This is a genomic window from Corynebacterium ureicelerivorans, from assembly GCF_000747315.1.
Lineage (GTDB): Bacteria > Actinomycetota > Actinomycetes > Mycobacteriales > Mycobacteriaceae > Corynebacterium > Corynebacterium mucifaciens.
In genome coordinates this window covers 1303991-1329599 of sequence record NZ_CP009215.1, presented here as the reverse complement: position 1 = coordinate 1329599, position 25609 = coordinate 1303991, and the positions used below count along the sequence as shown (strand labels likewise).

Here is a 25609-nt window from a genome sequence, read left to right as displayed (position 1 = left end):
CGGTGCGAGTCGGTCTCGTGTGCCCGTATTCCTTTGACACGCCGGGCGGGGTTCAAGCGCACGTCCTTGACCTGGCAGCTGCGTTGCGCGGGATGGGCCACGACACACAGGTCCTTGGCCCGGCATCACCGCGCACGGAGCTGCCCCGGTGGGTGACCCCGGGCGGGCCGGCCGTGCCGGTGCGCTACAACGGGTCGGTCGCTCGCATCTCGTTCGGGCCCCATGTGCGCCGCACCACCCGCCAGTTCATCGAAGGCGGCGCCTTCGACGTGCTTCACGTCCACGAGCCGAATTCGCCGAGTTACTCCATGGCCGCGGTGCGCATGGCCACCGGACCTATCGTCGCGACGTATCACGCCTCTGCCGCATCCTCCTACGCGCTTAAGCTGGCTCTTCCGGCGCTGCGGGGAAGCCTGGAAAAAATTCGCGCCGGTATCGCGGTCAGTGATGAAGCGTGGCGCTGGCAAGCCGAGCAGGTGGGCACCGATCCCGTGATCATTCCGAATGGCGTGGACACGGCTCGGTTCGCGGCTGCTCGTCGCAGCAACGCGTCAGATGGTGTGGAAGTGGTCTTTTTGGGCCGCTTGGATGAGCCGAGGAAAGGTTTGAATGTGTTCCTGCGCGCTGTGTCGATGCTGCCGCAGCGGCCCCGGGTCACAGTTGTCGGGGCAGGCGCCCAGCGTTTTGTAGAGGGCGTGGAATTTACCGGTCGAGTCACCGAAGATGAAAAAGCAGCGATCTTGGGCCGTGCCGACATCTTCGTCGCGCCGAACCTCGGCGGTGAGTCCTTTGGCATTGTTCTCGTGGAGGCGATGGCTGCGGGGTGCGCCGTAGTGGCCAGCGATATCCCTGCGTTCGCAGCCGTGTGCGGCGAGGATGCGGGCTTGCTGTTCCCACCCGGCGATGCGGCGGCGCTCTCGGCACAGTTGCAGCTGCTTATCGACGACGTCCCGTTGCGCACCCGGCTTGCCAAAACCGGCGGCCGGCGGGCGGGCCACTTTGACTGGTCTGTGGTGGCCCGTCAAGTACTCAACGTGTACGAGGCGGTGTCGGTAGAAGAGAAGGTCGGGGTGGAGGCGTGGTACTGAACGTGCTGCTCATCGTGGCGGCGGTGTCTCTTACGCTGCTTGCGGCGTGGGCGTACAGCACGGCGCAACGGCTCCACCGGTTGCATATCCGTCTCGACCGGTCGCGCGATGCGCTTCAAGCTGCGTTAGATCGCCGGTGCGCGGTGGTCGCCGCGGTATATCCAGAGCTTGGGGTGCTGGCTGGAGAAACGGAGCGCACCCGGCTCACGCCGACGGACCTCCAAAGCAGGATGCAGCAGGAAGCCTGTCTCGTGCAGGTGCTGCGTGAGAGAGCCGGCGGGCGCCGGGAGCCAGCGCCCTTACAGGATGCAAACACTCGGGTGTCGCTGGCGCTGCGCTTTTACAACGATGCGGTGGAAGATACGCGGGCTCTGAGTTCGAGGCCGCTGGTGCGCGCGTTGCGGCTGGGAGGCACGGCGGCGCCACCACAGTTCGTGCAGGGCGACCAGTAGGGGGACGCTTGCACCGGTGCGTATAATGCGCTCTGTTATACGTCAACGACACGTCAACCGAGGAAAAGGGGTGCGTTATGTCGGGCCACTCAAAGTGGGCGACCACGAAGCACAAGAAGGCCGCAAACGACGCAAAGCGGTCGAAGCTGTGGGCGAAGATGATTAAGGACATCGAAGTCGCGGCGCGCACCGGCGGCGGCGATCCTGCGGCAAACCCCACCCTCGACGACATGATCCGGAAGGCAAAGAAGGCCTCCGTTCCGGGCGACAACATCGAGCGCGCGCGTAAGCGCGGCTCGGGTGAGGAAGCCGGTGGCTCAAACTGGGAGACGGTCATGTACGAGGGGTACGGCACCAACGGCGTGGCCGTGCTCATTGAGTGCCTGACCGACAACCGGAACCGGGCGGCAACTGAGGTGCGTACCGCCATGACCAAGAACGGCGGAAACTTGGGTGAGTCCGGGTCCGTCGGCTACATGTTCGAGCGCACTGGCGTCGTGACCATTCAGAAGGGCGACTTGAGCGAAGACGATGTCCTCATGGCGGTGCTTGACGCGGGTGCCGAAGAGGTCAACGACCTGGGCGAGGAATTCGAGATCACATGCAAGCCGACTGATCTGCCGGCAGTGCGTGAGGCGCTCGCAGGCGAGAACATCGAGATTGAAGACGCGGGCCAGGAGTTCCGCGCTGACGTCCAGGTGGATCTGGATGTGGACGGTGCCAAAAAGATGATGCGCATCATCGACGCGCTCGAGGACTCGGACGATGTCCAGAACGTCTACACCAACATGACCCTTTCGGACGAGGTCGCAGCGCAGCTGGACGCCTAACGTTCACCGACGCTTAGCCCGTGCCGCCACACGCGGCGCGGGCTTTTCATCTGCCCCGTGTGGTAGAACATATGTGTTACGGAGGGCGCACGAGCTGAAGGGAGGAGCCGATGTCGTCTGAGGGCTTACGGGTAATGGGCATCGACCCCGGTTTGACCCGGTGCGGCTTGTCCGTGGTCCAAGCGGGCCGCGGTCGCCAAATCTTTCCCGTTGCGGTCGGCGTGGTTCGCACCCCGTCTACGGCAGAGCTCGCGGAGCGACTGCTGCGGATCTCCCGTGCAGTGGGCGAATGGATCGACGACTACCGGCCGGATGTTATCGCTATGGAGCGAATCTTCGAACGGGGCAGTGTCTCTACCGTCATGCACACGGCCCACGCAGTCGGCGTCATGGTGCTCGCTGCGGCCGAGCGTGACATCCCCGTGCACATGTACACCCCTTCCGAAGTGAAAAAAGCCATCTCTGGCAACGGCCGGGCGGACAAGAAACAGATGACTACGATGATCACGCGGATTCTCGGGCTGTCGGAAGCGCCGAAGCCTGCCGACGCGGCGGACGCCCTCGCTATCGCCGTGTGCCACTGCTGGCGCGCCCCACTTATCGCACGAACGAACCAGCTCACGGTAAAGGCGGTAAACCAATGATTGATTCGTTACATGGGGAGGTACTCTCCATCGGGCTTGACCACGCAGTGATCGAGTGCTCTGGGGTTGGGTACCGGTTCCTCGCCGCTCCGTCGACGCTGGGGCGGCTGGCCCGAGGGGAGCGCAGCAGGGTGCTGACCTCGATGGTGGTTAAGGACGACGGGGTCACTTTATATGGTTTCGCGGACGCGGAATCACGCCAGATGTTCCACAAGCTTCAAACGGTCTCAGGTCTCGGGCCCAAGCTCGCCCTGGCAGCCCTTTCGGTGTTCGAGCCTGGCCAACTGTCGGCGCATATCGCCGCCGGAGATGCGAAAGCAATCCAGACAATCCCTGGCGTGGGCAAAAAGATGGCCGAGCGTATCGCTTTGGAGCTGAAAGACAAGGTGGATCCGTTCACCGCTGCAGCGGACACTTCTGCCGCTCCGGGGCCGTCGGGCACTGCTGCCGGGGGGTCGTTCGCCTCTGAACAGGTGGTCGAGGCGCTGGTGGGGCTCGGATTCCAGGAGCGCACGGCACGGCCTGTTGTCGACGCGCTGGTGGCAGCGGAGCCGGGAGAATCTGCCTCGGCACTGCTACGCCGAGCGCTGAGCCAGCTGGGCAAGAAGTAGGGAGGCACTTTCCGTGTCGGATGTGGAAAAGACCGAGTTTGAGCTGCCGGAGGGATTCGCCGCGAAGCAGGCATCGCCAGTGGACGCGCACGTGCAGACAGACGAGCACGACATTGAACGCTCGTTGCGGCCGAAGTCGCTCGGAGAATTCATCGGCCAGCCAAAGGTGCGCGAGCAACTCAATCTGGTCCTCGCAGGCGCGCGCAGCCGCGGTGTGACGCCAGACCACATTCTTTTGTCCGGCCCACCTGGTCTGGGAAAGACCACTATGGCCATGATCGTGGCGCAGGAACTAGGTACGTCGTTGCGCATGACCTCAGGGCCCGCACTCGAGCGTGCGGGGGATCTTGCCGCGATGCTTTCCAACCTGATGGAAGGCGACGTGCTGTTCATCGATGAGATCCACCGCATCGCCCGGCCTGCTGAAGAGATGCTCTACATGGCAATGGAGGATTTCCGCATCGACGTGATTGTGGGCAAGGGTCCGGGGGCCACCTCCATCCCGTTGGAGATCCCGCCGTTCACCCTCGTCGGAGCTACGACGAGGGCTGGCATGCTTACCGGGCCGTTGCGCGACCGATTCGGTTTCACGGCGCAAATGGAGTTTTACGACGTCGATGACCTGACGAAGGTGGTCAGCCGTGCCGCGACGATCCTCGGTGTCCGCATCGACACCGATGCCGCGGTAGAAATTGCGTCGCGATCCCGTGGCACGCCCCGCATCGCAAACCGTCTGCTGCGGCGCGTGCGGGACTGGGCCGATGTGCACGGCAACGGGCACGTCACCCTCGAAGCGGCGCGGGCGGCACTGAAGGTGTTCGACGTGGACGAACGCGGGCTCGACAGGCTGGATCGCGCCGTGCTGGATTCGCTGGTCCGCGGCCACGGCGGCGGCCCGGTTGGTGTCGGCACGCTCGCTATCGCGGTCGGGGAAGACCCCGGGACAATCGAGGAGGTGTGCGAGCCGTACCTTGTACGGGCCGGGCTGATGTCGCGCACCGGCCGCGGCCGGGTCGCCACCGCAGCTGCCTGGAACCATCTCGGTCTGCAGGCGCCCCCGGAGGCGCCGGGGCAAATCTCCTTCTCTTAGGTACCGCGCGGGCCGGTCTGCCGGGTGCACGGGTGAATGCCGTAGCATGATCCGTTGTGCCTCCACCGGTGCGCCCGTCACGTGCGTCGATTCACTGTCGCCGGGGCGCTGGTGGAGCGGAAAATTGGAGCTCGGAAAGCAGAGGAGTCAGCTCAGTGTCCAGCAACACTCGGCGGTCCCGCGAAGTGCGGGGGAAAAAGCGCTGGCCCGCCCGGGCGCTTGCGCTCTTCGCCCTCATCGTTATCGGCGTCTACGCCCTCGTCTTTTTCACCGGCAACAGGACGGCAGAGCCAAAGCTCGGTATCGACCTGCAGGGCGGAACGCGCGTGACGTTGGTCCCGCAGGGCGACGAGCCGACGTCAGAACAGCTGGAGGATGCGCGGAACATTTTGGAAAACCGTGTCAATGGCATGGGCGTGACAGGAGCCTCCGTCGTCGTTGACGGCAACACGATCGTTATCGAGGCAGCAGGCGACGACACCGCGGAAATCCGCAACATCGGACAAACCTCGCAGCTGTTCTTCCGCCCGGTGCTCGATCCGCCAGCAGCAGACCCCGCAAAGGTCGACGACGCCATCTTGGATATGGCCAACGAGTGGGTGGAATACGGGATCTACTCCCCGGAGGAGGGGCAGGCCGTACTCAATCAGCTCGCTGCGCGTAAAGAGGCCGCTGAAAAGGAAGCCGAGAACGCTGCCAAGGGGGCGGAAGAGAGCTCCCGAGAGGGCAAGGACGTCGCCCCTCAGGAAGAAGAACAGCCCGTTGAGCCGGCGGACGCACCGAAGCTGACGGCGAAGCCTTTGCCGGAGCCGAACGGCCCGGTCGAAGCCGCGGAGCGCCGCCAGGAGACGACGGACATGCTTCGCAAGACGCGCCAGTCCGTTGACCCGACCGAGCAGTTCGCCGCGATGACGCTCATGTCGGCGCGTTGCGCGGGCCAGATCACCGACCCGCTCGCGGGATCAGATAAGGCAGAACTCCCGCTGGTGGCGTGCGACCCGGCCACGGGCCAGGCACTTCTGCTGGACGAAGTGCCCCTGCTCAACGGGGTCACCGACGAGAACGGCCCGCGTCTGACCGGCGAACAGATCGACACCTCCCGCGCCATCACCGGCGGGTTCAACCCGCAGTCCAGCCAGATGGAGATCAGCTTCGCCTTTAGCCAGGCTGGCCAGCCCAACGGGTCCGAGACGTGGGCGCGGCTCACCAGCGAGATGCTGCAGAAGCAGATTGCGATCACGCTGGACTCACAGGTCATTTCTGCGCCAGTGATTCAGGGGGCCACCCCGGTCGGGTCCGCGACCTCTATCACCGGCGACTTCACCCAGGAGGAGGCGGAGAACCTTGCCAACAACCTGCGTTACGGTGCGTTGCCGCTGTCCTTTGCGGGCGAGAACGGCGAGCCCGGCGGAACAGCCATGTCCGTGCCGCCGTCACTGGGCCAGGCATCGTTGAAGGCGGGACTCTACGCCGGCGTTGTGGGCCTCATCCTGGTTGCCCTGTTTGTCTTCGCCTACTACCGCCTCTACGGCCTGATCTCACTGGCCTCCTTGGTCGCGGCTGGTGCGCTCGTGTACGGGACCTTGGTGTTGCTCGGCCGCTGGATCGGCTACTCGCTGGACCTCTCCGGTATCGCAGGCCTAGTCATCGGCATCGGCGCGACCGCCGACTCCTTCATCGTGATCTACGAGCGCATCAAGGATGAGGTGCGCAAGGGCAAGACCTTCCGCTCCGCTACGGCATCTGGCTGGGAGCGGGCGAAGGACACAGTGATCACCGGCAACATGGTGACCCTGATTGCGGCGGTAATCATCTACTTCCTGGCTGTCGGCGACGTGAAGGGATTCGCGTTCACGATGGGGCTGACAACGGTGTTCGACTTGGTGGTCACGTTCCTGGTTACCGCCCCGCTGCTGATCATCGCGTCGCGAAACCGCTTCTGGGCCAAACCGTCGGCCAACGGCATGGGCAAAGCGTTTGCAACGGCCCAAGAGCGCCGTGCGCAGGCTAGCCCCGGTGGCAAACAGGATGCCGTCGATACGCAAGCGCCCCAGCCGGTTGCAACGAACGAGGAGATCTAGACATGTCGAGCACGAACGCAACTGCGAAGCGCTCCGCGGAAACGCTTTACGACGGCACCGGGTCCGTTGACTTCGTCGGCCGCAGGAAGCTCTGGTACGGCATCACGTTGGCCCTAGTGGTGATCTCGCTGTTGGCCATGCTGCTGCGAGGGTTCAACCTCGGCATCGACTTCGAGGGCGGCACTAAGATGACGATGCCCGCAGGCGAGCTCGCGACCGAGCAGGTTGAGGAGACGTTCACGGATGCGACGGGTGTGACCCCTGAGTTGACGCAGATTGTGGGATCGGGCGACTCCCGCGTGCTGGAGATTAACTCCGAGCACCTCACGCAGGAGCAGATTGACGCCGCCCGCCAGGCCATCTTCGACGAGTACCAGATCACCGATTACAACGGTGAACCGAGCGCTGATGCGATCGGCGACTCCACGGTGTCTGAATCTTGGGGCTCCACCATCACCAACCGCATGCTGCTTGCGATGGCCGCGTTCCTCGTGGCGGCAGCGGTCTATGTTGCGGTGCGTCTGCAGCGAGAAATGGCCGCTGCCGCCATGGCCGCGCTGATCGTCGACGCGGTGCTGATTCTGGGCATCTACGCGCTCTTCGGGCTCGAAGTCACCCCAGCGATGATCATCGGCTTGCTCACGGTGCTCACATTTTCGCTGTACGACACCGTGATCGTGTTTGACAAAGTGCGCGAAAACACCTCGGGTGTGCTGGATTCGCGCCGTTCCACGTACGCCGAGGAGGCGAACCTGGCCGTCAACCAAACCGTTGTGCGTTCCATCTCCACCTCCGTGATCTCCGCGTTGCCGATTGTCGCGCTCATGGTCGTGGCGGTGTGGATGCTTGGAGTGGGCACGTTACGGGACCTCGCGCTCATCCAGCTCATCGGTGTGATCGAGGGCATTTTCTCCTCCCTCTTCCTGGCCACTCCTTTGCTGGTGAGCCTGGTCAACCGGAAGAAAAAGTACAAAGAGCACAACGCCGAGGTGGAACGCTACCGCTCGCGCGGGAGCGTCGACGATGAGACCGCCCAGTTGGAAGATGCGGGGCAACACAAACGCCAGGTTGAAGCACCGGTGCGTCGCTCGGGCAGCACCCGCGCAGAGGGCACCGCGCACTCCGCAACCTGGCGCCCTTCAACCCGGTAGGTGGTGTCTGAACCTTGATTGGACGAGTGAAGCGAGCTATAGCTGCGGCCGCCGCAGTGGTGGTGGGCTCGGCAGCGCTAGTTGCGTGCGGGAGCCAGGACGACGAAGGCGAGCAGGCAAAGAAGCTGTTCGGGTATCAAGTGCTCAGTGAACTGCGGACGACGAACGCCGGCACCCTGGAAGGGGCAAGCGATCTCTCCCAGCAGCTGTCGGTTCGCCTGTACCCGGGCGTGTATGTTCCGGGCCCGAGTGGTCAGATGATCCCGAACACGGATTTAGTGACCACCCGTGTACTCCCGGGAGACCAGCGCAAGGTTGTGTACACCTTGTCCGACAGCGCAGTTTTCTCTGACGGCACGCCGGTGACCTGTTCGGACTACCTGCTTACGTTCACAGCAGGGCAGTACCCGGGCTTGTTTGGCTCCCGCATGCCGCTGTTCGACGACACCGAGGACCTGTCGTGCACGACGGGTTCGAAGGAATTCACCCTGACGTTCAAGGAAAATCGCGGCGCGCGTTGGCGTAGATTGTTTGAGGCGGGCACTGTGCTGCCCGCGCATGCAGTTGCCAACAAGCTAGGCAAGAGCGTCGACGACCTCGACGCCGATCTGCTTTCCGACGATTTCTCGCGCCTTTCACCGATCGCTGAAGTGTGGAAAAACGGGTTTAGCCTGGAGCACTTCGACCCTGACCTGCAAGTGTCTTTCGGCCCCTTCCAGATCTCCGAGGTCGGGGAGAGCGGGGAAGTGACCCTTGTGGCGAACGAGTATTACTACGGCGTCGCCCCGCAGACGGGGGAAATGGTGGTGTGGCCCGGCAGAGCCGACTCCGCCGAGCTCGCTGAGGCGGAAGCACTGCGAATCGGCGACCTACGTGAGCCGGACCCGGCCTGGCACGATGTCAACGCCGAAGGCAACCGGTTGGATGTAGACACCCAGGTAGGCGAGCTGACAGAGGCGCTGACCTTCCCCGAGGTGGGCATGTGGGCGGTTCCAGAGAACCGGCAAGCTTTTGCCAAGTGTGTGGACCCACGAGCCGTCGCGAAGGCATCCAGCGACCACGCTGGAGTAGACGTGCCCGTCGCGCCGCTGCACGTGCTGCAGCACTCGGACCCGCTGGCGGAGCGCGTGGCCAGCGTAGTGGAGTCGCACCTCGACGTGGACATAGACGCGGCATCGGCGCTTTCGGGGTCCGAAATACGCATCGGCTACCCGTACCCGAGCGCCCGGTTTGCGGCGATGGTCGACTCGATCCGTCGCAGCTGTGAACCGGCGGGCATCAGCGTCATCGACGTCACCGAGGGCGGTAAGACGCTCGCGGACCTTCCGCGCGCGGAGTACGACGAGTGGGGCAACGAAACGTGGACAGAGGGCGCAGCGGACGCGATCCTGCACGCTGAAGACCCGATGCGCGAGTACCCCGCGGCAAACAACCGGGCCCAAGACCTTGCTGCTCTGCGCGCCCAAGAAGGGTATTTGTGGGAGGAGTTGCCCTCCATTCCTCTCGCAGCCCAGCCCCGAACATTCGCTGTGGACGGCGCAGTGCGTAACGTGGTGCCGTACACAGGTCTCGCCGGCATTGGCTGGAACATGGACCGGTGGCAACTTTCCACGGACATTTCGGCCGAGAAATAACAGGAGAACGCAGCTCATGGCCCCCACACCTATCGACGGCAACCGTTATGCCACCGCCCGCGCCGCGCTGAATGACAAAATTCGCAAGGTCCCCGATTTCCCCGAGGAGGGCGTGCTCTTTGAAGACCTCACGCCCGTGCTGGCGGACCCTGCGGCGTTAAACATCGTCATCGCTGAGATGGCTACAGCCAGCCGCAAACTCGGCGCGGATGTCGTCGGCGGCCTTGACGCACGCGGTTTCCTGCTTGGTTCGGCCGTAGCGTACGAGCTGGGTATGGGCATCCTCGCCATCCGGAAGAAGGGCAAGCTGCCGCCGCCGGTGATTACGCAGGAATACACCACCGAATACAGCACGGCTGCGTTGGAGATTCCGGCGGACGGCGTGGACGTGACCGGTAAGCGCGTCGTGCTCGTCGACGATGTGCTGGCCACCGGCGGCACCCTCGTCGCGGCGCGCAACCTCATCGAACGCGCCGGCGGCAGCGTTGCTGGATACGTGGTTGTCCTTGAGGTGGAAGGCCTGGGGGGACGCGAAAAGCTTGGGGATGCTCCGCTAGTTGTACTGACCGAAGAACACCCGGACGCAGCGTAGAATTACTGCTCTATCCGTTGGAGTAGTCCCTGTGATCGGAGCCTTGAAATGACCGACAAGCCGGTGAAGAAAACGGGCCCCTCGGTGCGCAGCATGTCAGCCCGTCTGGCACGTTCGCTGACCGGCAACGGCCGCTCCAGGATCAACCCGGTGCTCGACCCACTCTTGTCACTGCACCGGGAGTTTCACCCCAAGGCGGACGCGGAGCTCCTTGACCGCGCGTACCTTACCGCGGAGCGCTTGCACGAAGGTGTGCTGCGTAAATCGGGCGACCCGTACATCACCCACCCACTTGCCGTGGCCACGATCTGCGCCGAAATCGGCATGGACACCACGACGTTGGTGGCGGCGTTGCTGCACGACACGGTGGAGGACACCGACTATTCGCTCGATGACCTCACCCGCGACTTTGGCCCTGAAGTGGCCAAGCTGGTCAACGGCGTGACCAAGCTGGACAAGGTTGCGCTCGGCGCGGCGGCGGAGGCCGAAACGATCCGCAAAATGATCGTGGCGATGGCGGAGGATCCGCGAGTGCTGGTGATTAAGGTCGCGGACCGCCTGCACAACATGCGCACGATGCGCTTCCTCCCGCCGGAAAAGCAGGCGAAGAAGGCGCAGGAGACCCTCGACGTGATCGCCCCGCTGGCGCACCGCCTCGGTATGGCGAGCGTGAAGTGGGAGCTGGAAGACTTAGCGTTTGCCATCCTGCAGCCGAAAAAATACGAAGAGATCGTCCGCATGGTGGCCGACCACGCGCCCTCGAGAGACCGCGCCCTGCGTGAGATCACCGATGTGCTGCAGCGCGAACTTTCCGCAAATGGCATTGAGGCGGAGGTGATGGGCCGGCCTAAGCACTACTGGTCCATCTACCAAAAGATGGCGGTGCGCGGCCACGACTTCAACGAGATTTTCGACCTCGTCGGCATTCGTGTTCTAGTGGACACGGTCAACGACTGCTACGCCGCGATCGGCGTGGTGCACTCTCTCTACTCGGTCATGCCGGGCCGCTTTAAGGACTACATCTCAAATCCCCGCTTCGGTGTGTACCAATCACTGCACACCACCGTGATGACCTCGACAGGCCGACCCCTCGAGGTGCAGGTGCGCACCCACGAAATGCACTACAACGCTGAGTTCGGCGTAGCGGCCCACTGGCGGTACAAGGAGACAAAGGGCTCCCACAAAGGGGACCAGGCCGAGGTGGACCAGATGGCGTGGATGCGCCAGCTGCTGGACTGGCAAAAGGAGGCCGCGGACCCGAACGAGTTCTTGGACTCACTGCGCTACGACCTGACCAGCCAGCAAATTTTCGCCTTCACGCCCAAGGGCGATGTGGTGGATTTGCCTGCGGGTTCGACGCCAGTGGATTTCGCGTACGCCGTGCACACCGAGGTGGGCCACCGCTGCATCGGGGCCAAGGTGAACGGCAAACTGGTCACCCTGGAAACCGAGCTACAAAATGGCGACCGGGTGGAGATCTTCACATCGAAGGACCAGAGCGCCGGCCCGTCGCGTGACTGGCAGGACTTCGTGGTCTCGCCCCGTGCGAAGGCGAAGATCCGCCAGTGGTTTGCCAAAGAACGCCGCGAGGAGCAGCTCGAAGCTGGCCGCGACGCGCTCGCCGCTGAGGTGCAGCGGGGCGGGCTGCCGATGCACCGGTTGTTCACAAATGACTCCATGCGCCAGGTGGCGACCCGGTTGCACTACCAGGATGTGGACGCGCTTTACACCGCCATCGGCGCCGGCAACGTTTCCACGCAGCATGTGGCGCACTTGCTCATGGACATGTTCGGCGGCGACGACGACGCTGTCGACGCGCTGACTGCCCGCACTCCGATGTCCGCCCTTGTGCGACCGCAGACGAGCGGAGACGGGCCCGCCATCTTGGTAGAAGGCAGCCCCGATGTCATGGCCAAGCTGGCGAAGTGCTGTCAGCCGGTGCCTGGCGACGCGATCTTCGGCTTTGTCACACGCGGCGGGGGAGTCTCTGTCCACCGCGCCGACTGCACAAATGCGTCCAAGCTCAATGAGGAACCGGAGCGTTTGGTGGACGTGGGGTGGGCGAACCAGCGATCGTCCAGAAGCGCGTCGCGCGCGACGATCCAGCTCGAGGCACTGGACCGAAACGGCCTGCTCACGGAAACTACCGGTGTGCTCTCCGAGGCGAAACTCCCGATCCTGGCGATGTCCTCGCAGGCGGGTCAGGATCGCATTGCGACCATCCGGTTAACCATCGAGGTCTCTGACATCAAACAGCTGGGTTCGATCATGAACCAGATCCGCAACATTGAGGGCGTCTTCGACGTTTACCGCGTTACGGCCTAGCGGCGGTCTGAGCCACCCACCTTCAACCTCGCGGCGGCGCAGATGAACGGAGGGTGAAAGTTTGATGGACGCGGGGTTATTTGCCCAGCAGAACTATAGCAGCGGACTCGTTTCACGCTGCGAAAACGGGGTACGCAGGCTACAAGTGAGGGACATCCGCACGAAGCCAAAGGAGTTCCCGTGTTCCACTTCCGCCGCGCCGGCGCCCTGATCGCCGCAACCACCACGACCGCAGTGGTGCTCACCGCAACCCCGTTCGCCGCCGCAGCCGAGGCCGACCAGGTCACGATCGACGTCGCCAACATCACCGACTTCCACGGCCGGCTGAAGGCGAACCTGTCGACCACCCCGAAGGCGGGCGATGAGATGGGCGCGGCCAACGTCGCGGGCATCATGAACTACCTGCGTCAGCAGAACCCGAACACGATTGTCACATCCTCCGGGGACAACCAGGGCGGCTCCGCCTTCATCTCATTCATCTCCGACGACAAGTACACGATGGACTTCCTGAATGCCATGGGCACCGACGGTTCCGCCGTGGGCAACCACGAGTTCGACAAGGGTTACAAGGACCTCATTGACCGCATCGTTCCGGGCACAAACGGCGTGCAGCTTGGGGCGAACATTTTTGTGGAGGGCGAGCAGCCAGTGAAGCCCTACACCATTGTGGAAAAGGAAGGTGTGAAGGTCGCCCTCGTCGGCACCACCTCCAACCTGACCCCGCAAAAGTCCAGCCCGGCCAACGTTGCAGGCGTGGAGTTCACCGACTCTGCCGAGCAGGTCAACATTGAGGCGAAGAAGCTCAAGGAAAACGGCGAGGCCGACTTGGTCATCGCGCTCATCCACGACCCGGCGGACACAAGCGCGGCGAAGCTCAATCCGGAATACGTGGACTTTGCCTTCGGCGGCGACGACCACATCAGGCGTCTTGAGCTCACCCCTGACGGCACCGTGCCCTACGCGCAGTCCCACGAGTACGGCAAGGTTGTCACGGACATTACCTTCACTTATGACAAGGCTGAGAAGAAGCTCGTGAAGGTTGCGGGCCAGCAGATCGACGCCTCCCAGCTCCAAACGCTCGGCATCACCCCGGATCCGGAGGTTGAGGCGATTGTCGCGGAGGCCGACGAAAAGGCCACAGAACTAGGCCAGAAAGTCGTGGCCACCATCGATGCGGACTTCAAGCGGGGCTCTAACCCCGGCGGCACGCCGGGGTCAAACCGTGGCACCGAGTCCACCGCGAACAACATGCTGGCCCAGTCCGCCGTCGCCGCACTTTCCGACTTCCTTGACACCGAGATCGATTTCGGCGTCATGAACGCTGGCGGTGTCCGCGATGATCTTGCACAGGGCGAGGTGACCTACGAACAAGCGGCAGCAGTCCAGCCGTTCGGTAACAATATCGCCGTTGCGACCCTCTCCGGTGCCGCGATTAAGGAAGCCCTGGAGAACCAGTGGCGGACCGAGGAGGCCGCGGAGAAGTCCGGCCGCCCGCGCCTGGACATGGGCCTGTCCGACAACGTGTCGTACACCTACAATCCGAATGCAGAGCGTGGCAACCGTATCCTCGACATCAAGATCAACGGCGAGTCTGTGGACCCGGATAAGGACTACACCGTCGCGGCGTCGACCTTCCTGCTCGACGGCGGCGACGCCCTGATCAATAAAGACGAGGTCCGTGACCGCAACGACGTCGGCTACAACGACCTCCAGGCCTTCGTGGACTATTTGCAATCCGGTGAAGCCAAAGTCCGCGCCGGTCAGAAGGACGTCGGCGTGGTGCTCCCGGAGGGTGGACTGAAGGCCGGCCAGAAGAACACCATTACGCTGACCTCCCTGAGTTACTCCTCCGAGGGCGAGCCGAAGGCCACTACCGTCACCGCCAAGCTGGGCGAGACCGAGGCTACGGCGAAAGTAGACAACGAAGTGACCGACGCCGACAAGGGCCTCGGCGAGCAGGGCCGCGCGACGGTCGAGCTGGATATCCCGGCTAGTGTCTCTGGCGAGCAGACCCTGAATATCACCACCGACGCGGGTACCAACGTGTCGCTGCCGGTGACCGTCGACGGTGAGGGCGAGACCGGTTCGCCTACAGGAAAGGCCACCGATGCACGCCTCGGCATCATCCTCGGTGTGATCGCGGCCGTTCTGGCACTCATCCTCCCGCTCGTGTTCGCGTTCGAGATCGACGCGGTCCTCGGCCCGATCGCACGCATTAGCCCTAGGTAGACGGATCAATAACAACGCCGCCGCTTCCTCCCCTGGAAGCGGCGGCGCGGTTGTGCGAGCTCGCCGGCGGGCTACTTCACCGTTGCTTTCTCAATACGGACTTCCTCTGCCGGAGCCCCATCCTGCGCGCCGCCTTCAACGCCGGCCTCAGCGATCGCGTCCAAGGTGGCAAGGCCCTCGTCGTCGATCTGGCCGAAGTAGGTGTAGAGGGGAGGCAACACGGAATCGCCGTAGTTGAGGAAGAACTGGGAGCCGTTGGTGTCCAGCCCCGCGTTCGCCATCGCGATAGTGCCGCGGTCGTAGCGCTGCGGCTGGCCGGTCTGCTGCAGCATCATCGCCTTGGTCTGCCGCAGTTCTTCCTCGGAGGCGCCCTCGGGCACACCGGCCTCGGACAGGTCGACGGTGTCGAGCGCCTGGTCAGTAGGCAGCTCGTTGGCGAACTGGAAGCCCGGGCCGCCAGCGCCGGTGCCGTCCGGGTCACCGCACTGCAGCACCTTCAGGCCGTCACCGGTGGTCAGGCGGTGGCACACCGTGTCGTTGTAAAAGCCCTCCTGAGCCAGGTATTCAATGGCGTTGACCGTGCACGGTGAGGCGGCGCGGTCCAGCTCCATACCGATCGGGCCCTGGTTCGTCTCCAGCTCCACCGTGACAGTGCCCTCGGCGGAGACGTTGTCGGTGGGAGGCATTCCCGCGCCACCGTCCCCGTCCTCGTTGTAGGTGCAGTTCACGGTTGCCGGCAGGGCCTGCGCGCGCTGCGTGGCAATCGGCTCGTACTGGGAGGCATCGAATGCGTCCTCTTCAGCCGCCTCCGACTCGGTGGTGGTTTCCGACGCGGCCATGTCGTCGTCGCTGTTGTTGGTGGCGGCGAAGTAGAGGCCGCCGCCAATGAGGGCGATGACGGCCGCAGAGATGGCCGCGACAGACCAGGGGCGGGCCTTCTCTTTCCGGTCGCGCGACTCCAGTTCGCGCTCCAGGTTGGACAACGCTTCCTTGCCGCGCTGCTCGTTCGATGCCACTGGGCTTCACCTCGCCGTGTCGTTGGGGTGGGCGGAGCTACCGTCGATACGCGACCGCCCATGAACGGCTAGTCAGCCTAGCAGGCGGGATATAGTGGCCGGCATGAGAATCACCGGTTTCGCCGCTGGACCGTTTCAGACTAATTGCTATGTGGTTGCTAACGGTGATCGCGCGATGGTGATCGACCCGGGCCTGGGCGCCCACGATGTTGTGACGCGGCTTGCCGACGAAAAAGGTTTCACGGTGGAAGCCGTGGTGCTCACCCACGGCCACATCGACCACATCCGCGATGCGGCCGCCTTCGGCGTGGAGACGTTTGTGCACCCCGCGGACGCGTTCATGCTGTTGCGCGGCGACGGCGTCAGCGAGCAGGCGCGCGAGCTTCACGACGCCTCCGGCATGCAACCCATCGACAACCCAACACCGTTAGCGGACGGGCAGGTGCTGACGGTGGCGGGTCTGCAGCTGCGGGTGGTGCACGCGCCGGGTCACTCGCCTGGCTGCGTAATGCTGGTCGGCGACGGAGTAGTGTTTTCTGGCGACGTGCTATTCCGCGGGTCGATCGGACGCACGGACCTGCCGGATTCGGACCCGGCGCAGATGCACGAAAGCCTCCGTGGGCCGGTGTGGGAGCTCGCTGACGAGCTGCAGGTTTTGCCCGGCCACGGCTCGGCGACAACGGTAGCGCACGAGCGCGCCACCAACCCTTTCCTGCGCAAAGCCAACGCAGGACGCTAACGCGGGAGGCGGTAGCGCTGCACTAGACTTGCCCCCTGTGAGCGAGAACCAGAACGACCACTTTCAAGAGCTTTCCGCCCCGAAGGGTGTGCCGGACTACGTGCCGCCGGAATCCGCGGCGTTTATCCGCGTCCGCGACGAGTTCGCGCGCCAAGCCCGGGTTGCCGGTTACCAGCACATCGAGCTGCCCGTCTTCGAGGACACTGCGTTGTTCGCCCGCGGCGTCGGCGAGTCCACGGACGTGGTGAGCAAAGAGATGTACACCTTCGAGGACCGCGGCGGTCGTTCTGTCACCCTACGCCCAGAGGGCACCGCGGGCGTGATGCGCGCGTTTATCGAGCACAACATGGACCGCGGCTATCTTCCGGTAAAGCTGAACTACTACGGCCCGTTCTTCCGCTACGAGCGCCCGCAGGCCGGACGCTACCGCCAACTCCAGCAAGTGGGCGTGGAGGCAATCGGCATGGATGACCCGTTGCTTGATGCGGAGGTCATTGCGCTGGCCGACCGTAGTTACCGCGCTACCGGGCTCACCGGTTTCCGTCTCGAGCTGACTAGCTTGGGCGACAAGCACTGCCGCCCGGCGTACCGCGAGAAGTTGCAGCAGTTCCTGTTCGACCTGCCGCTCGACGAGGAAACCCGTCAACGCGCGGAGATCAACCCACTGCGCGTGCTGGACGACAAGCGCGAGGAAGTCAAAGCGATGACCGCCGATGCACCGCTCATGCTGGACTACCTTTGCGACGAGTGCCGCGCGCACTTCGAGGCCGTGACCTCGGCGCTTGACAGCTTCGGCGTACCGTACGAGATCAATCCGCGCATGGTGCGTGGGCTGGATTACTACACCAAGACCACCTTCGAGTTCGTCCACGATGGCCTCGGCGCGCAGTCCGGCATCGGCGGGGGCGGCCGCTACGACGGTCTGATGGCTCAGATTGGTGGACCTGACCTGTCCGGCATCGGTTACGGTCTCGGCGTGGACCGCGCGGTGCTCGCCCTCGAAGCCGAAGGCGTTGAGCTGGAGGGCGCCGACCGCCGCGTCGACGTGTTCGGCATCGCCATCGGCGACGAAGCGAGGACGACAATGAGCAAGCTTATCGACGAGCTCCGCGCCGCAGGCGTCTCGGCCGACATGTCCTACGGGCAGCGCGGCCTGAAGGGCTCGATGAAGGGTGCCGACCGCGCCGGGGCGAAATTCGCCCTGGTGCTAGGGGAGCGGGAGCTGGAGGCCGGGGAGGTTGCGGTGAAGAACCTCGCCGATCACGCGCAGGAATCGGTAGCACTCGACGCTGAGGCGGTTATCCGGGCGGTGCGCTAGGCGCAATCAGCATTCGGTGATGTTCACCGGGAGACCGAGCTGCACGGCGAGACCGCCCATGGAGGTCTCCTTGTACTGCGTCATCATGTCGCGGCCGGTTGCGGCCATTGTCTCCACAACGTCGTCGAGCGTGACGATATTGGTGCCGTCGCCGAGCTTGGCCAGGCGGGCTGCGTTAATCGCCTTAACCCCGCCGATGGCATTGCGCTCGATACAGGGAACCTGGACAAGGCCGCCGACAGGGTCGCAGGTCAGGCCCAGATTGTGTTCGAGCGCGATCTCGGCGGCGTTCTCCACCTGCTGGGGTGTGCCGTTGAGCACGGCGCACATGCCCGCAGCCGCCATGGATGACGCGGACCCGACCTCGCCCTGGCAGCCCACCTCGGCGCCGGAGATCGACGCATTGGTCTTGATGATCGAGCCGATCGCTCCGGCAGTGAGGAGGAACTCGCGGGCCCGTTCTACCGTGAAGTCATCGGTGAAGTCGCGGCAGTAGTGCATAACCGAGGGGATGATGCCGGCGGCACCGTTGGTCGGCGCCGTGACGACTTGCCCGTGAGCGGCGTTTTCCTCGTTGACCGCGAGCGCGTACAGGTTCACCCATTCCATCGCGTCTAGGCCGCGGGCGGTGGAGGCTTCGTATTCGGCGGTGAGGAGACGGTGCAGGCGGTTTGCCCGGCGCCTGACGTTCAAGCCGCCGGGCAGCACCCCCTCCGTCTTCATGCCGTGGGCGACACACTCCTGCATCACGTTCCATACGGCGTCGAGGTGCGCGTTGAGCTTGTCGCTGCCGTGGATCGACTCTTCGTTTTCCCGCATGATCTCCGCGATGCTCATGCCGGTTTCCGCGCAACGCTGCACCAGCTCAGCCGCGGTGTCAAAGGGATAGGGCACGGATGCGATCTCGCGGGCGGAGGCGACGCCGGATTCGTCTCGGTGTTCCTCCATCTCCCAGCGGTCCAAGATGAAGCCGCCGCCGACGGAGTAGAAGTCCTCCCGCTCGGCCAAGACACCGCCGTTTTCATCCCATGCGTCGAAGATGATGCAGTTGGGGTGCGCCGCCACCGGCGCCGGATCGAACCTCAGCTCGTACTCCACGGTTCCAGCGGGGCCGGAGATGGTGCCGGTAGCCGGGATGGGCTCACCAGGCTTTGGCGCAATGTCCGCGGACGTGGTGGTGGGGGTGTAGCCGACCAGGCCGAGCAGCGCGGCGCGGTCGGTGCCGTGCCCGACACCGGTAGCAGCCAGGGAACCCCGCAGCTCGACAGTCACCTTCGCTGGGTAGGTATCAAGCTTGTCGATGAGGGCGATAGACGCGCGCATCGGCCCGACGGTGTGGGACGATGAGGGGCCGATGCCGATGCTGAACAGGTCGACGACGCTGACAAAGTTTGCTGACATGCCGGGGATGATACCGGACTGAGGTCTCCGCAGAGCCCGTCGCAAAGTGCAGGCTCACATCGCTTGCGTGAGAGCAGGGATGTCGGTGGCTCCGAGCACCGAGATGGGCTTTTGCGTGGATTTGCCGTGCTCCGTGATGATCGCGAGACGGGGTACCGCGCCCGACGGTAGCGGGGTGCTCAGCGCCTCGACGGCAGCGGCGGCTGTCACGGTGCGCGGGAGGAAAATCGGCTGATCCAGCTTGCCGCTGTGGGCGAGCACGTCCGCGACAGTCCCGGTGGAAATGGTGCCGTCTGCGCGTAGCTCGGCCGCGACCCAGCGCGCGATGGCGTTCGTGGTGAGAAGCCCGACGCACTCGCCACCGTCGTAGATGGGAAATTGCGCAAGCCCCTTCGAGGCGACGATGCTAAGTGGCTCTCGCATGTCGTCGTCGGGGGAGAAGCTGACCACCTGCTGGTGCTCAACGACCGCGAGCGCCGCCGTGGGGGCCAGCAGCGTGTCGCGCAACCGCTCGATCTGCGCAACCGTCTCCGGCAGCGGCTCCGCAATTGGCCGTAGGTCCTCGTACTCGCCGTGGCTAATCGCGTTACGGAGCTCCGCAAACTCCTGCAGCGTCTCGGACTGCTGCAACGTCAGTACTCCCTGCCTCGCCGCCAACCGGGACAGCCATGAAAACGAGTCTGACTTTTTCGCCCCCAGCGCATCCCGGAGAAACCGTTCTATTGCGTTAAACGCAGCAAGAAACGGCACGGCGCGGTTGGTCTCGGCATTGCTCATGCCGGCCACTGTAGCGGCGTGCCGTTGCAGCAGAAGGGCGAAAGTGCAGGGCTAGCTCCTGTACACGCCGCGGTTGAGGGTGTCGCACGCGGACATTGCGCCGGATTCGTACCCGGACTTAAACGCCTCCATGCGCTGCTCGGACGAGCCGTGGGTCCACGCATCCGGGTCGACCTGGCCGCCGGAACGGCGCTGAATGTTGTCGTCGCCGATGGACTGCGCCGTTTGCAGTGCCTGCTGCAGCTGCTCGTCAGAAATGGGCTCAAGCGACGCGTTCTCGCCCCGGGAGGCGTGGTGCGCCCAGATACCCGCGTAGCAGTCCGCCTGCAGCTCCAGAGCAACAGCAGCGGAATCCTGGCCCGGGTTCTTATAGTCGCTCAATCCGAGCGTGCCCTCCAGGTTCTGGATGTGGTGGCCGTACTCGTGCGCGGTGGCGTACTCCTGCGCCAGCGGGCCGTTGGAGCCGCCGAGCCGGCCGAGATCGTCGAAGAAGCTCACGTCGAGGTACGCGGTGGTGTCGCGCGGGCAGTAGAACGGGCCGGTGTCGGCGCTTGCAAAGCCGCATCCGGTGTTCACGTCGTTTTTGAAGATGGTCATGTTCGGCTCGGTGAACTGGGTGTCGGACTGTGCCGGCAAGACCTGCTCCCAGATGGTGTTCAGGGAACCCCACGTTGCTGCTGCGCGGCAGTCGTCATACTTGTTCGAGGAACCCGGTTCCTGGCAGTGTTCCAACGTGTAGTTGCCCTGGGACTGCGACTGGGTCTGGGAGCTGTCTCCGCCACCGAGCATCCCGTTGAACGCGCCGCTGAAGTACAGCAACGCCAGCAGCACCACAATCACAGCACCGCCACCGCCACCGCGGAGTAGCAGCGGCAGTAGCATCATGGCGCCCGATGGCAGGCCGCCACCGCCGCCTTGGCCAGAGCCCGAGCTTGTGCTGACGTTGCCACCCTGGCCTTGTGCGTAATCGCCTCTGAAAGTCATGCACAGAATTGTGCCAAATCACGCGTGCACGCGCGGGGTAGACCCAGCGCGGCTCCCGCAGTGAGAGGGGGCGGGCGCGCTATTTCGGCACGGCAGGTAAGATTTGCCAGGTTAGTTTTGCCATCACGTGGAAGGACGTGGAAACCGTGCTGCGCACTCACCTTGCGGGGAACCTGAATAAAGAACTCGACGGCCAGACAGTGACGCTCACCGGCTGGGTCGCCCGTCGGCGCGACCACGGCGGCGTCATCTTTATCGACCTGCGTGACCGCTCCGGTCTTGCCCAGGTGGTCTTCCGTGAGTCCGAGGTGGCTGAGGCCGCACACGACCTGCGCAGCGAGTACGTCATTCAGGTGACCGGCACTGTGGAGCCGCGCCCGGAGGGTTCCGCCAACCCGAACCTTGCATCCGGTGAGATCGAGGTCAACGTGACCGATCTAGTTGTGTTGAACAAGGCGGCCGCGTTGCCGTTCCAGATTGAGGATGCGTCCTCCAACGAGGTGGGCGAGGAAGCCCGACTGCGTTACCGCTACCTGGATCTGCGCCGGGAGCGGCAGGCGAAGGCGATGCGCTTGCGCGCGAAGGCAAACCAGGCGGCGCGGCGCGTGCTGGACAGCCACGACTTCACTGAAATTGAGACCCCGACGCTGACGCGCTCCACCCCCGAGGGTGCGCGCGACTTCCTCGTACCGGCGCGCTTGAAGCCAGGTTCGTGGTACGCGCTACCGCAGTCTCCGCAGCTGTTCAAGCAGCTGCTCATGGTGGCGGGCATGGAGCGCTACTACCAGCTCGCTCGCTGCTACCGCGACGAGGACTTCAGAGCGGACCGTCAGCCCGAGTTCACCCAGCTTGACGTGGAAGCCAGCTTTGTGGACCAGGACGACGTCATCGCGCTGGCGGAGGAAATCCTGGTTGAGCTGTGGAAGCTCATCGGCTACGAAATTGAGACGCCGATTCCGCGCATGACCTATAAGGAAGCGATGGAGAAGTACGGTTCGGACAAGCCCGATCTGCGCTTTGACATCCCGCTGGTGGAGTGCACCGACTTCTTCAAGGACACCACGTTCCGCGTGTTCAAGGCAGAGTATGTCGGCGCGGTTGTGATGGATGGCGGCGCATCGCAGCCACGCCGCCAACTTGACGCCTGGCAAGAGTGGGCGAAGCAGCGCGGTGCAAAGGGCCTTGCCTACATCCTTGTGCAGGAGGACGGCGAGCTGACCGGCCCCGTGGCTAAGAACATCACCGACGAGGAAAAGGCCGGCATCGCCGAGCACGTTGGCGCCAAGCCGGGCGACTGCATCTTCTTCGCAGCAGGCGAGACCAAGGCGTCGCGCGCACTGCTCGGCGCCGCGCGAGGCGAAATCGCCCGCAAGCTCGACCTGATCAAGGAAGGTGATTGGGCGTTTACCTGGGTTGTGGACGCACCGCTGTTCGAGCCGGCAGCAGACGCCACGGCGTCCGGCGATGTCGCGCTTGGGCACTCCAAGTGGACCGCAGTGCACCACGCATTCACCTCGCCGAAGCCCGAGTTCCTGGACAACTTCGAGCAGAACCCGGGCGAGGCGCTGGCGTACGCATACGACATCGTGTGCAACGGCAACGAGATCGGCGGCGGTTCCATCCGTATCCACCAGCACGACGTACAGAAGCGCGTCTTTGAGGTGATGGGTATCACCGACGAGGAGGCGGACGAGAAATTCGGCTTCCTGCTGGACGCGTTCCAGTACGGCGCCCCGCCACACGGCGGCATTGCGTTCGGCTGGGACCGTATCGTCTCGCTGCTGGGCGGTTTCGAGTCGATTCGCGACGTCATCGCATTCCCGAAGTCGGGCGGAGGCGTCGACCCGCTGACGGATGCGCCGGCTCCGATCCCGGCAGAGCAGCGCAAGGAGACCGGTGTGGACTTCAAACCGAAGAAGGCCACCGAGACGGCCGGCGACGAGGTCGAGGCTGCGGGCGCCGAGAAGTAGGGTACCCATGGCAGATACGCCGGAGGTCATCCGCGTCGCCGCCGACATCTTGACAAAGCGGTATGGCGGGAAGCAGGAGCTTGTCGACGTCGAGCGGCTTGACGGCTCCGGTGTCGCCGAGGTGTACCGCGCCAGGGTGGTGAACAACCCGTTCTTCCAGCACCGCTCGGTGGTGGTGAAACGCTCGCCGGCGTCGGGCGACGAATTGGTGGACGCTGCGTTCTTGCGCGAGACTGTGGCCTACCAGTTTGCGACGTCGCTAAGCCCGAGCGCCCGACCGGGACCAGTCCTTCTGGGGTACGACACAGCCCAGCGCGTGCTCATAATTTCCGACTTGGGCGATGGGCGCACGCTGGCGGACGCCCTGCGTGCCGCGGATGAAGCCACGCACACCGACATTCTGCGCAAACTCGGCAGGGCGCTGGGCATGATGCACACCGGCACAGCGGACGAGGAAGATGCCTTCAACGTGTTGTTGCAGCGCATGACACGTTCACGGCCGAACTCCGCCAACCTGCAAAAGCTCCGCGACCGCCTGCTGTCGCACCGGATCCGCATCGGCGTCAACGTGCTCGAGGGTGCTGGCGTGGCAATCCCCGCTGAGGTGCGCATCGCGGCGTCCAACGTGCAAAGCCGCTTGCTGCGTGGTGGGATGCGCGCGTTCACCCCGTTCGATCTCACCCCAGACAACATCGTTGAGACCGACAGTGCCTTCCATTTCTTGGACTACGAATGGGCGGGGTATAGGGATGTGACGTTCGACGTGGCATTCGTTGTGGCCCGCTTCCCGGCGTTTCTCGCTGCGCAGCCGTTTAACGCCCAGGCCACAGAAGCGTTTGTGGATGCGTGGGTGCGCGAGGTGCGCGACGTGTGGCCAAGCGTGCGACACCCGGACACGCTGCAGGCGCGTATCACGGCCGCCTTGATCGGATGGGCGATGAGCAGTGTCGCGTTACTGGATCCGTTGAGCTTGTCGGAGCTGGCGGAGCACGACGAGCAGCTCCGGGCAGATTTTGTGGCAGCCGGGGTCGACGTGCCCTTGCCTGACCTGGGCGGCGCGCTTGAGGCGGGCGTTTCAGGGCCGGATAGCGCGCACGACGTGCTGCGGCCGCACTCGCAAGGCCCGTTCACCGCAGATGAGGCGTTGGTGCGGCGAGATCTGCGCGAAACGTTTGAGTCGCTTGCCGCGTTTGCAGACGCAGGCGCAGACCCTGCGTACCGCACAATCTACGAGTTCGCGCAGACGTTGGCCGAGCGGCTGCGGTAGAGGACACCGATGGAGCAAGAAGGGCTTTTCGCGGCGACAAGCGGGCAGGATCAACCAGCTGCAACCGGCAACCGCGGCACGAGCTTTTTCGAGGCTGGAGCGAGCGCGCCGCTTGCAGCTCGAATGCGTCCGCGCTCGCTGGACGAGGTAGCGGGGCAGCGGCAGCTGCTCAGCGAAGGCAAGCCGCTTCGCAGGCTCATCGACGGCTCGGGTGCGGCCTCGGTGATCCTCTACGGCCCGCCGGGCACCGGCAAGACCACGATCGCCTCGCTCATCGCGTCGGCGATGGGGCAAAACTTCGTTGCGCTCTCCGCGCTCTCGTCCGGGGTGAAAGAAGTGAGGGCGGTCATCGACGACGCGCGGCGCGACCTTATCCGTGGTGAAAAAACGGTCCTGTTCATCGACGAGGTGCACCGGTTTTCCAAGACCCAGCAGGATGCGTTGCTCGCGGCAGTGGAGAACCGGACTGTCCTGCTGGTAGCGGCGACCACAGAGAATCCGAGTTTCAGTGTGGTCGCGCCACTGCTGTCGCGTTCCTTGCTGCTGAAGCTGGAGTCGCTGGACGCAGATGACCTGCGTGCTGTGCTTGACCGGGCGATGGCGGACGAGCGCGGTTTCAACGGGGCGTTTCTGCTTGACGAAGCTGCACGCGAACAACTCGTCCTCCTCGCCGGCGGTGATGCCCGCCGGGCGCTGACCTACTTGGAAGCCGCCGCGGAGGCCGTGCAGCCGGGCGAGACGATCACGATCGACACGGTGAAGGAAAACGTCAACCGGGCGGTGGTGCGCTACGACCGCGACGGGGATCAGCACTACGACGTCGTCAGCGCCTTTATCAAATCCATCCGCGGATCCGATGTCGACGCTGCGTTGCATTACCTGGCGCGGATGATCGAAGCAGGGGAGGACCCGCGCTTCATCGCGCGCCGGCTAGTCATCCACGCCTCCGAGGACATCGGCATGGCTGACCCGACCGCGCTGCAGACTGCGAACGCGGCCGCGAACGCCGTGCAGTTCATCGGCATGCCAGAGGGGAGGCTGGCGCTGGCACAGGCAACTATCCATTTGGCCACGGCACCGAAGTCGCCGTCGGTCATCCAGGCTATCGACGCCGCGCTCGCCGACGTGCGGGCAGGAAACGCGCCGCCCGTGCCGGCGCACCTGCGCGACGGCCACTACGAAGGTGCGAAGGCGATGGGCAACGCCGTGGGGTACGTCTACCCGCATGATGACCCGAAGGGCGTCGTCAAGCAGCAGTACATGCCCGACGGCTTGGAGGATGCGGTGTATTACCGCCCCACCGAGCACGGCGCCGAGCGGCGGATCCACGACTTCATCGGTAGACTTCGCGCGCTCGTCCGCGGACGGTGAACCCGGCGGCCGCGGTGGCGCGGGGTAGAGTAAGCCCGG

The 25609-nt window shown here is 64.3% G+C and carries 21 protein-coding genes; 17 read left to right on the top strand and 4 right to left on the bottom strand.

Annotation, left to right across the window (positions count from 1 at the left end; genetic code table 11):
• The first annotated feature begins 2 nt into the window (after positions 1–2).
• The 12 genes from CUREI_RS06600 (at position 3) to CUREI_RS06545 (ending at position 14727) form a co-directional block, all read left to right on the top strand.
• Entirely contained in the window at positions 3–1088 is a 1086-nt protein-coding gene (locus CUREI_RS06600) for a glycosyltransferase family 4 protein (protein ID WP_038611857.1), read from the top strand.
• Positions 1085–1540, top strand: coding sequence for a hypothetical protein (locus CUREI_RS06595; RefSeq protein WP_038614136.1), 456 nt, complete (start codon positions 1085–1087; stop codon positions 1538–1540). The genes CUREI_RS06600 and CUREI_RS06595 overlap by 4 nt, the downstream gene beginning before the upstream one ends.
• A 77-nt stretch (positions 1541–1617) precedes the next feature.
• Positions 1618–2370 (top strand): YebC/PmpR family DNA-binding transcriptional regulator, encoded by a 753-nt coding sequence (locus CUREI_RS06590; RefSeq protein WP_038611854.1) that lies wholly within the window; start codon positions 1618–1620, stop codon positions 2368–2370.
• Between the two features lie 110 nt (positions 2371–2480).
• Positions 2481–3014: a crossover junction endodeoxyribonuclease RuvC gene (ruvC, locus tag CUREI_RS06585; protein ID WP_038611852.1), complete on the top strand. Its 534-nt coding sequence runs from the start codon at positions 2481–2483 to the stop codon at positions 3012–3014.
• Positions 3011–3625: a Holliday junction branch migration protein RuvA gene (gene ruvA / locus CUREI_RS06580; RefSeq protein WP_038611849.1), complete on the top strand. Its 615-nt coding sequence runs from the start codon at positions 3011–3013 to the stop codon at positions 3623–3625. Before ruvC ends, ruvA begins: the two co-directional genes overlap by 4 nt.
• 13 nt (positions 3626–3638) lie before the next feature.
• Positions 3639–4715 (top strand): Holliday junction branch migration DNA helicase RuvB, encoded by a 1077-nt coding sequence (gene ruvB / locus CUREI_RS06575; RefSeq protein WP_038611846.1) that lies wholly within the window; start codon positions 3639–3641, stop codon positions 4713–4715.
• Positions 4716–4870: 155 nt separating this feature from the next.
• Positions 4871–6796, top strand: a complete 1926-nt coding sequence (gene secD, locus CUREI_RS06570; RefSeq protein WP_069202892.1) for a protein translocase subunit SecD — start codon at positions 4871–4873, stop codon at positions 6794–6796.
• A 2-nt stretch (positions 6797–6798) separates the two neighbouring features.
• Positions 6799–7947: a protein translocase subunit SecF gene (gene secF, locus CUREI_RS06565; protein WP_038611843.1), complete on the top strand. Its 1149-nt coding sequence runs from the start codon at positions 6799–6801 to the stop codon at positions 7945–7947.
• Positions 7948–7961: 14 nt separating this feature from the next.
• Complete coding sequence (locus tag CUREI_RS06560; protein ID WP_236627166.1) at positions 7962–9581, top strand: ABC transporter substrate-binding protein; 1620 nt, start codon at positions 7962–7964, stop codon at positions 9579–9581.
• Positions 9582–9597: 16 nt separating this feature from the next.
• Positions 9598–10173, top strand: coding sequence for an adenine phosphoribosyltransferase (locus tag CUREI_RS06555; RefSeq protein ID WP_038611837.1), 576 nt, complete (start codon positions 9598–9600; stop codon positions 10171–10173).
• Positions 10174–10221: 48 nt separating this feature from the next.
• Entirely contained in the window at positions 10222–12498 is a 2277-nt protein-coding gene (locus tag CUREI_RS06550; protein ID WP_038611834.1) for a RelA/SpoT family protein, read from the top strand.
• Positions 12499–12678: 180 nt separating this feature from the next.
• Positions 12679–14727 (top strand): bifunctional metallophosphatase/5'-nucleotidase, encoded by a 2049-nt coding sequence (locus CUREI_RS06545; RefSeq protein ID WP_038611831.1) that lies wholly within the window; start codon positions 12679–12681, stop codon positions 14725–14727.
• 71 nt (positions 14728–14798) lie between these two features.
• Here the strand turns inward: CUREI_RS06545 and CUREI_RS06540 are convergent, their stop codons facing one another.
• Positions 14799–15743, bottom strand: coding sequence for a peptidylprolyl isomerase (locus CUREI_RS06540; protein ID WP_038611829.1), 945 nt, complete (start codon positions 15741–15743; stop codon positions 14799–14801).
• Between the two features lie 103 nt (positions 15744–15846).
• On the opposite strand from CUREI_RS06540, the gene CUREI_RS06535 reads away from it, so the two are divergent.
• Positions 15847–16482 carry an MBL fold metallo-hydrolase gene (locus CUREI_RS06535; RefSeq protein ID WP_201773326.1) on the top strand — a complete coding sequence of 212 codons (636 nt, stop codon included), beginning with the start codon at positions 15847–15849 and terminating at the stop codon, positions 16480–16482.
• A 37-nt stretch (positions 16483–16519) separates the two neighbouring features.
• On the top strand, positions 16520–17800 hold the full coding sequence (hisS, locus tag CUREI_RS06530) for a histidine--tRNA ligase (RefSeq protein WP_038611824.1): 1281 nt from the start codon (positions 16520–16522) through the stop codon (positions 17798–17800).
• Between the two features lie 6 nt (positions 17801–17806).
• Here hisS and CUREI_RS06525 read toward each other — a convergent pair whose 3' ends face one another.
• Genes CUREI_RS06525 through ypfJ form a run of 3 tightly spaced genes read right to left on the bottom strand, consistent with a single transcriptional unit; the run spans position 17807 to position 20962 of the window.
• Positions 17807–19201, bottom strand: a complete 1395-nt coding sequence (locus CUREI_RS06525; RefSeq protein WP_038611821.1) for an L-serine ammonia-lyase — start codon at positions 19199–19201, stop codon at positions 17807–17809.
• A 54-nt stretch (positions 19202–19255) separates the two neighbouring features.
• Entirely contained in the window at positions 19256–19978 is a 723-nt protein-coding gene (locus tag CUREI_RS06520) for a CBS domain-containing protein (RefSeq protein ID WP_038611819.1), read from the bottom strand.
• Positions 19979–20029: 51 nt separating this feature from the next.
• Positions 20030–20962 (bottom strand): KPN_02809 family neutral zinc metallopeptidase, encoded by a 933-nt coding sequence (ypfJ, locus tag CUREI_RS06515; protein WP_084768220.1) that lies wholly within the window; start codon positions 20960–20962, stop codon positions 20030–20032.
• Between the two features lie 146 nt (positions 20963–21108).
• On the opposite strand from ypfJ, the gene aspS reads away from it, so the two are divergent.
• From aspS to CUREI_RS06500, 3 genes are read left to right on the top strand one after another with little or no spacing between them, the layout of a single operon-like run.
• Positions 21109–22932, top strand: a complete 1824-nt coding sequence (gene aspS, locus CUREI_RS06510) for an aspartate--tRNA ligase (RefSeq protein ID WP_038614129.1) — start codon at positions 21109–21111, stop codon at positions 22930–22932.
• A gap of 7 nt (positions 22933–22939) precedes the next feature.
• Positions 22940–24199: a phosphotransferase family protein gene (locus tag CUREI_RS06505; RefSeq protein WP_038611816.1), complete on the top strand. Its 1260-nt coding sequence runs from the start codon at positions 22940–22942 to the stop codon at positions 24197–24199.
• 9 nt (positions 24200–24208) lie between these two features.
• A complete protein-coding gene (locus CUREI_RS06500) occupies positions 24209–25570 on the top strand; it encodes a replication-associated recombination protein A (protein WP_038611813.1) in 1362 nt (453 codons plus the stop codon).
• The last annotated feature ends 39 nt before the right edge of the window (positions 25571–25609 follow it).